This window comes from Streptomyces carpinensis, assembly GCF_002154505.1.
In the GTDB taxonomy this organism is placed as follows: Bacteria; Actinomycetota; Actinomycetes; order Streptomycetales; family Streptomycetaceae; genus Streptomyces; species Streptomyces carpinensis.
Genome location: NZ_MUBM01000526.1, coordinates 1 through 1,407 on the forward strand (window position 1 = coordinate 1; position 1,407 = coordinate 1,407).

At 71.9% G+C, this 1,407-nt stretch carries 1 protein-coding gene; it reads left to right on the forward strand.

Features of this window, described 5'->3' with window-relative positions; all coding sequences use genetic code 11:
* Positions 1-305: 305 nt before the first annotated feature.
* Complete coding sequence (locus BZY54_RS45390; RefSeq protein ID WP_086731200.1) at positions 306-1,058, forward strand: GntR family transcriptional regulator; 753 nt, start codon at positions 306-308, stop codon at positions 1,056-1,058.
* Positions 1,059-1,407 lie beyond the last annotated feature (349 nt).

Here is a 1,407-nt window from a genome sequence, read left to right on the forward strand (position 1 = left end):
CCCGATCCCCCCGTGGCAGCCCGTCCCCGAATCTTCGTGTCCGACCGTCACCCGTCACCACGAGCAAGGCTATGGCCCCGGTCAACGCCGCCGCTCGGGGTTTCGCCGGTGGTGACCATGGGGCAGCGGCGGCCTGCGGCGCGGGCGGGCAGGTGTGACGGCGGACGGAGGGGGGATGAAGTGCCTGAGTGGCGCCTCCCGGCGCCACAAGTAATCACATCGAGTGATTCTCTGGCCCTCGCTTGCACGTTACAACCCACGGTTGCCACGCTGTTGCTGTCTGTACAACCTGATGGGAGTGGCCAGTGACTTTCGGTGAGCAGCCGGCGTATCTGCGTGTCGCGGGTGACCTCCGCAAGAAGATCGTCGACGGTGTGCTGCCACCGCACACCCGGCTGCCCTCCCAGGCGAGGATCCGCGAGGAGTACGGCGTCTCGGACACGGTCGCCCTGGAGGCCCGCAAGGTGCTGATGGCCGAGGGCCTGGTCGAGGGCCGCTCGGGCTCGGGGACGTATGTGCGCGAGCGGCCCGCGCCACGCCGGGTCGCCCGCTCCGGCTTCCGGCCCGCCGTCGGGGCCACCCCGTTCCGGCAGGAGCAGGCGTCCGCCGAGGCGCGCGGCACCTGGGAGTCGAGCAGCACGCAGACCGGGGCGAGCGGCGCGATCGCGGAGCGGCTCGGCATCAAGCCCGGCGACCGTGTGATGTGCACCAAGTACGTCTTCCGGGACGCCGGCGAGCCGATGATGCTCTCCACCTCCTGGGAGCCGCTCGCGCTGACCGGCCGCACCCCGGTGATGCTCCCCGAGGAGGGCCCGCTCGGCGGCATGGGCGTCGTCGAGCGCATGCGCGCCATCGACGTCATCGTCGACAACGTCACCGAGGAGGTCGGCGCCCGCCCCGGCCTCGCCGAGGAACTGCTCACCCTGGGCGGCGTCCCCGGCCATGTCGTGGTGGTCGTCCAGCGCACCTTCTACGCCTCCGGTCGCGCCGTCGAGACGGCGGACGTGGTGATCCCCGCCGACCGCTACCGGGTGGCGTACCACCTGCCGGTGAAGTGACGAAGGGGTGAAGTGACGAAGGCGGTCCCCGCGGTCGTGCGCTCCCCGGGAGCGCTCTCCCGCACCCGTGCCCGGGGCCGCACTCGACGGGCGCTGGATTCCGGCCGTTCTCGCAGGTCGCCCGCCTCGCCCGCAGCGCCCGCGCCACGCCCCTGACCGTGCATGCCCCAGCCCACCGGCGGCGCGTTCGTGTGCGCGCGCCCCCTGCGTACTGGCCGGTTGCCTACCTGTTTGTGAAAAGGCGTATTCGCTGCGTGAAGGTAGGGCGTAGGCTCGGGCATATGCGTATTGCGGTTTCCCCGGCGGTGGGGCGCGGTGGGGGCCGCGAGCCGGGGAAACCGCAATACGC